The organism is Pseudomonas sp. NBRC 111139 (genome assembly GCF_001753955.1).
Classification (GTDB): domain Bacteria; phylum Pseudomonadota; class Gammaproteobacteria; order Pseudomonadales; family Pseudomonadaceae; genus Aquipseudomonas; species Aquipseudomonas alloputida.
Genome location: NZ_BCBP01000078.1, coordinates 35,282 through 41,281, shown reverse-complemented (window position 1 = coordinate 41,281; position 6,000 = coordinate 35,282). Strand labels below are relative to the sequence as shown.

Below are 6,000 nucleotides of genomic sequence, written 5' to 3'. Positions count from 1 at the left end.
CTTGGGGATGTCGTGAGCGTCCCTGCAGATCTACACATCCTGGACGTGCAAGCGGCGTGAGCCTTTGGTATGCCGGCGCCATGCACCCAGCGCTAGGGGAGAGGCCGCACGTCATACATGTCCGTGTGGGCCATCTCCACCTACAAACTTAACGCACATGAGGTGCCGCACCATGACTAACCCAAACCAAGCAGTAGCAGTCTCCACTGAAGGCCGTGTACCAGCTGATTGGAAGGCTCCTGACTTCTATCAGCCATTGGACCTAATGCGCGCCAAGCTGGCTTTCCAGTTCGGCGATTTCGCACATCTTGTGCTCAGTCAGTTCGAAAAAGCGAAGACAGCATACATGGGTCGCGATATGTCGCAGGCTCAGTTCCCCCGCACTGGCGAGGAGGCGATGATCGAGCTTGAGGTTCGAACTCAAACCCTGCAGTGGGTTGTTGAAATGGCCGGTCTGACAGGAAAAGCTGCCGACTACGCAGCCAACCGCTATCACGAGGACACCGCGTTCTTGCTGGTCTACTCGATGCCAAACGAAGATGGGCTCCAAACGTTCCGCTGCGGTGGTGGTAGCCCGGGCGCCGCTCTTGCTCAATTCGCGCAGCAGAATCCAGACCGAGTTCAGCTCGTGCAGGAGATCTACGTGGACAAACGAAGCCTTCAGCCGGAAGCGGCATAACGATTCACCCAAACCCCACCGCCTAGCGCTGGGGTTTTTTTACGGCTGCAGAAAACCCGGACGTTCGGGCGAAAATTTATTTCTGCATGCATAACACGTATGTGTAATTTTACTGTTGTGCGTTTCGGATACTGTCCGTAATATCGGTGCGTGTGAAAATGACAGCATGGTGCCATCAACCTGCCGTATCGATCGTCGAGACGCTGGCGCCAGGCACATTGACCCAACCAATCACGAGGCCCAATCGATGACCCCTCAGGAACTGTTGCAACAGCCCGACGACCAGTACATGAACCCTGAGCAAGTAGCGTTCTTCAAAAACCTGCTGGTGAGCGAAAGCGCTACTGCCACGGAGCGGATCGAGCAGCTGCGCATCGACCTGACGGGCTTGGAAAAAGCTCCTGATGAAGTCGACGCAGCACTGATCGAGCAAGAGCGCCAGTCCATCCTGGGCAGCATCGAACGCGAGAACCAAAGTCTGCGCGATATCAAGCAGGCTATGTCTGCCATCGCAGACGGTAGCTACGGCTGGTGCGAGGACACCGGTGAGCCAATTGGCCTCCGTCGCTTACTCTCAAATCCTCGCTCGCTCTTGACTGTCGAGGCCAAGGAGAGCCGCGAAAACAAATCCCGGCACCTTCGCGCAGCGTAATCACTCTTCACCTGAGTCGTCGCCAGCCCCCGTCATACTGAGGTTAAACCCATGCCCAAGTCCCAGCCCCGCAATACATCCCGCACAGCGGATAAATTCGTGATCCGCTTGCCTGACGGCATGCGAGCGAAGATCGCCGACATTGCGAAAGACCATCACCGCAGCATGAACTCCGAAATCATCGCCCGCCTTGAGTTGAGCATCGAGCAGGATGAGCACGGCGACCTAACAGTGCGTACGCTGGCGCAGGTTACCCGGCGTTGTGAGGAGCTGGAGCGTGAGCTAGCGGAGCTCAAGGCTACTCTGGGCAACGAAACTCACAAGCCAGGTCTGCAGCAGCCGCCACGACTGGCGATCGCCAGCGCGCAGTGAAGGACGACCGCCATGGGGAACTTGCTTGATGTAGCTCCGGGCGCAACTGGCGCCGGCACTGCCGACTTTGCTGCGTTGCTCTTGAAGGCTGCCCAGCGGTATTTCTACTTGCGTGGCCCCGCCCTCAGGACCGGTAAAGCGAACACCCCAATGGTACGTATGGGTATCGACACACTGCTGAGCGGGGGCTCGCTCGATGCGGAGGTCGACCGGGCGATGATCGAAGCGCATGCCGCGGGGCTCAGTGTTCCACCAGGAGCCAGCGGCCATGCCGGCAGCCATCAGTTCTCAGCCGCTGAAGCGGTGTTTTTGCGAAAGCTGCTCGCAGCGCCTCAACCAGCGCAGGCGGCCCAACTCTTGAAGTATGCGACCGCGGTAGGGGTGCGTGACACAGCGAATCTCTTTGCCAACTACATCGCGTACATGAACTCTCCGATGCCCTGGCTGCAGCAGACGGCCAATGAAGGCACCCTCGCAACTTTCAGCAGCTCGCCATCCGCCCGTTTGGAAAATGCGCCTACTGGGAGCCAGCGGGCTACTGAGGGGAGCACGCGTCGGACCTGGTCGCTGGAGGCTCCGGAAAGTGCCGGTCAGTTTTGGAACTGGAGTGGGAAGGAGGGCATCGATGCCTCGTTGTTGGTGGTGACCTGGTCGTCGGACTTAGGCAAGTTCTGCGTAGAAGGGGCACCTGGTACAACGCGACCGATCAGTTGTGAGGAGTGGGGAGGATGGTGGGCTGAGCTCGACCGGCCTAACCCTGCCGAAGAGATCGGTTGCCTTCGCTACGCGTCTGCCGGCTGATCGTCAGCTCACCTTGCCCCATCAGAAAGCACTCAGGTGCCTCAACCTCAATCATTCAAGACAGTGCTCATGAGGGCGCTGTCATCACCGACATTACCTAACAAGGCATGACCATGTGGTTTAAGAATCTGACCGTTTACCGCCTGACCCAAGATATTGAATTTGCCGCGGATACGCTCCAAGCCGCCCTGGCGTCGAAGCCGGCACGGCCGTGCGGCTCGCAAGAGCTGGTCACCTATGGCTTCATCGCGCCGCTGGGCAAGGGGGAGGATGCTCCACTCGTTCACCAGAGCGGGAATTTCTTTCTGATCAGTGCTCGGAAGGAAGAGCGCATCCTGCCGGCAAGCGTGGTCAATGATGCCGTGAAGGAGAAGGTCGAGGAGATAGAGAACGCTCAGCAGCGCAAGGTCTACAAGAAAGAGCGTGACCAGATCAAGGACGAAACGATCCAGGCCATGCTGCCGAAGGCGTTTATCCGTCGGAGTGTGATCACAGCGACCATCGCGCCCAAGCTCGGGCTGATTATCGTCAACAATGCGAGCGCCAAACGTGCTGAGGATCTGCTCTCCACGCTCCGTGAAGTAATGGGATCCCTGCCGGTGCGCCCGGTGACTGTGAAGATCGCCCCGAGCGCGACCCTCACTGACTGGCTCAAAACCGGCCAGGCGAGCGAAGGCTTCTACGTCCTGGACGAATGTGAACTGCACGATACCCATGAAGAGGGGGGGTCAGTTCGCTGCAAGCGGCAGGATCTCACCAGCGACGAAATAAAAAATCACCTGGCAACTGGCAAGGTCGCGACCAAGCTTTCGCTTGCTTGGCAGGACAAATTGTCATTCATTCTGGACGACAAGCTGGTGATCAGACGCTTGAAGTTCGAAGAGTTGCTTCAGGAGCAGGCTTCCCAGGATGGGGGAGAAGATGCCCTGGCGCAGGCTGACGCCACGTTCGTGTTGATGATGATGACCTTCGCCGAATTCCTCCCGGCTCTGTACGAGGCGCTGGGTGGTGAGGAAGTGCCGGCGTCCATCTGAACCAAGCAGGACCCCAAGCCTCCGCTATAGCGGGGGCATTTTTTTGCCCGAAAAAAGTATGGAGCCTTGTTCCGCATTCCAGGTGTGTACGGACAACCAGTTTGTCATTTCCCCGTTCGGGCTCAGTCCCCGTCAGGGGAGCTGTGTCGACTACTTGGAGCAGCATAATGACCACCATCATCAACGCAAAAATTGGCGAATCGAAAGGCGTTTCACGTGTTTTCATGGAAGGCCGTCACCTGCTGACAGCGGGTGTTCAGATTGGCAATAAATACTCGATTAAGTCTGACAAGGTTGCCCGACGTCTAGAGCTAATTGAGGTTCAATCCGGCTTCGCCGGAAAGTGCATCAGCGTATCAAAACGTGAGCGCAATGGGGTTGTTCATCCAGTAATCGACCTGCGTTCAGAGCAAATTCGTGAAGTCTTTGAAGATGATCATAAGGTCCGCGTTGCGATTCGTCGTGGCCGGATTGTGATCACTGCTTTGCAGATTCAAACCAAGATCCGCGAGCGCCTCAAGCGCATGAAAGAAAAGTTGGACCGTGGCCAGAAGCTCGCTGTATGTAGTCTTTTTCATGGCGGTGGGATCTTAGATGCCGCAGTGCACTCTGGCTTAATGCGGTCGGGTGTAGGCTCGTTCTTACAAGTCGGTGTTGAGCTAGAAAGCGAGTATCTCGACTGCTCAATGCGGAATAACACTGAAATTTGGACAGAGGATTCAATTGCGATCAACTCTGATGTTCGGGATGTGTATCTAAGTGAAAATACGCCGCAATGTGAGGTTTTGCTTGGAGGGATTCCGTGTATAGCAGCGTCAAAGAGCGGTAAGGTTAAAAATAAACTGACTTTTGCAGAGGAGCATGCTGACGCAGGCGCGCTTTTCGTGGACTATCTCAACTGGCTCCGTCATGTCAATCCTTGTATTGCGCTGATTGAAAATGTTGGGGAGTACGCAAATACAGCTTCCATGGCGGCTATCCGAAGTGTGTTTATCTACCTCGGATACAGAGTTCATGAAGCAGTCCTTGATGGATGGGACTACGGGACGCTGGAGCACCGGAAACGCTTGGTCGTTGTGGCAATAACTCCCGGTATTGGGGACTCTTTCTCGTTTGAAAATCTGAAGGTGAACAAGGTGAGAGAGACATGCATCAATGCAATACTTGATGACATTCCTCTCGACGACGAATCTTGGAAATCCTATGAATACTTGGCAACTAAGGAGAAAAGAGACAAGGCTGAAGGCAAGGGTTTCGCGAGGCAATTACTAACAGGAAATGAATCTGGTTGTGGCACGCTTGGGACGGGCTACAAGAAGGGCAGAAGTACCGAACCCTTCATATTGCATCCCGAAAATCCAGGACTCAGCAGGCTCTTTACTAAAGCGGAACATGAAAGGCTCAAAGGCATTCCTGCAGGGTTAACCGATGGGGTTTCTGAAACGATTGGTCATGAAATATGTGGTCAGAGCGTCTGCTTTCCTAAGTTTGTTTCAGTGGGTGAGGAAATAGGGCGGGCACTCATGTCATCCCGCAATAACGTGGTTAACTTTCCGTCGCGATCAGCTCAAGCCAGCATGGACGAGGCGGTTTGCGCGGAACCCGAGAAATTCCAAACTGGATCACTGGCTTTACTGATCTGATTGGTGAGGTGCCGCCTTAAACGCTACTCAAACCCGGTTCGCTTAGGCGAATCGGGTTTTTCTTTGCTCGATGAAATTGTTTCAGGCGCTTGATGCCGTCAACCTAATTTGCTATACATTAGTCACTAGTTTTCCCAGAGAGGGGGCGAACATGAAATCGATGACTTTTACTTCTGAATTTCTGAGTGCTGCAAAACAGGCTCCGCGCATCTATTTTGCGCCTCTGGTGGGTGCTTATAAAGCCATCAAGGCTGAAATGGCCAAGGCCGGCGGAGGCGACCGCTCAACCAAGACCACCCCCAAGCACTGACCTTCACAAAGAACCCGCCGATCGAGCGGGTTTTTTGTGCCTGTGGTTTACTGGTTTCTGTGAAGCATCCCCTTGGAGCAAGTTAACTTTCAGGGGGCCATCATGCTTCTCGCAATCAACGATCCTGCAGTTCAATCCGCTTTGATAAATGCATTTGCAGCTGTCACCAGTACTGTCCTGGCTGCTGCCTCGGCCGCTCTGATCGGAAAGAAATTTTCGGACCGAAAAAAACTGGAGCAGTCCTTGGAGCTGTGTCAGAAGGACGTCGAATTCTTACTCCAGGTGGAGGCAGAGCATGTCGAGCTCCACAAGGAGCGGGGTGACAAATCCAACAAGCTGAAGGTCCGTGAGAGAGTTAGGGATCTCGGCTTCTCGTTCTCAGGCAAATTCACACCAGGTCGGCTGCGGCAGGCCCGGCAGAGCTGATCGAGATGTGTCCACCCATCAACCCAGCCAGGCTATGCCTGGCTTTTTTGTGCCTGCCGATTACAGACCCGCGTTACGCATCT

Annotated in this window: 8 protein-coding genes; all 8 read left to right on the top strand. The window is 55.0% G+C overall.

The window, feature by feature from the left end:
• The first annotated feature begins 172 nt into the window (after positions 1-172).
• The gene (locus BJQ17_RS25750; protein ID WP_054925951.1) at positions 173-679 is read left to right on the top strand and encodes a hypothetical protein; all 507 of its coding nucleotides are present in this window, start codon (positions 173-175) and stop codon (positions 677-679) included.
• A gap of 247 nt (positions 680-926) precedes the next feature.
• Positions 927-1,331 carry a TraR/DksA family transcriptional regulator gene (locus BJQ17_RS25745; protein ID WP_054925954.1) on the top strand — a complete coding sequence of 135 codons (405 nt, stop codon included), beginning with the start codon at positions 927-929 and terminating at the stop codon, positions 1,329-1,331.
• A 51-nt stretch (positions 1,332-1,382) separates the two neighbouring features.
• Entirely contained in the window at positions 1,383-1,703 is a 321-nt protein-coding gene (locus BJQ17_RS25740) for an Arc family DNA-binding protein (protein WP_082420986.1), read from the top strand.
• Positions 1,704-1,715: 12 nt separating this feature from the next.
• Positions 1,716-2,504: a hypothetical protein gene (locus tag BJQ17_RS25735; protein ID WP_054925956.1), complete on the top strand. Its 789-nt coding sequence runs from the start codon at positions 1,716-1,718 to the stop codon at positions 2,502-2,504.
• A 113-nt stretch (positions 2,505-2,617) separates the two neighbouring features.
• Positions 2,618-3,538 carry a recombination-associated protein RdgC gene (gene rdgC / locus BJQ17_RS25730; protein ID WP_060501065.1) on the top strand — a complete coding sequence of 307 codons (921 nt, stop codon included), beginning with the start codon at positions 2,618-2,620 and terminating at the stop codon, positions 3,536-3,538.
• A gap of 167 nt (positions 3,539-3,705) precedes the next feature.
• Positions 3,706-5,181 (top strand): DNA cytosine methyltransferase, encoded by a 1,476-nt coding sequence (locus BJQ17_RS25725; RefSeq protein ID WP_054925959.1) that lies wholly within the window; start codon positions 3,706-3,708, stop codon positions 5,179-5,181.
• 151 nt (positions 5,182-5,332) lie between these two features.
• On the top strand, positions 5,333-5,491 hold the full coding sequence (locus BJQ17_RS31835; RefSeq protein WP_156342200.1) for a hypothetical protein: 159 nt from the start codon (positions 5,333-5,335) through the stop codon (positions 5,489-5,491).
• A gap of 102 nt (positions 5,492-5,593) precedes the next feature.
• Positions 5,594-5,917, top strand: a complete 324-nt coding sequence (locus tag BJQ17_RS25720; protein ID WP_041925835.1) for a hypothetical protein — start codon at positions 5,594-5,596, stop codon at positions 5,915-5,917.
• The last annotated feature ends 83 nt before the right edge of the window (positions 5,918-6,000 follow it).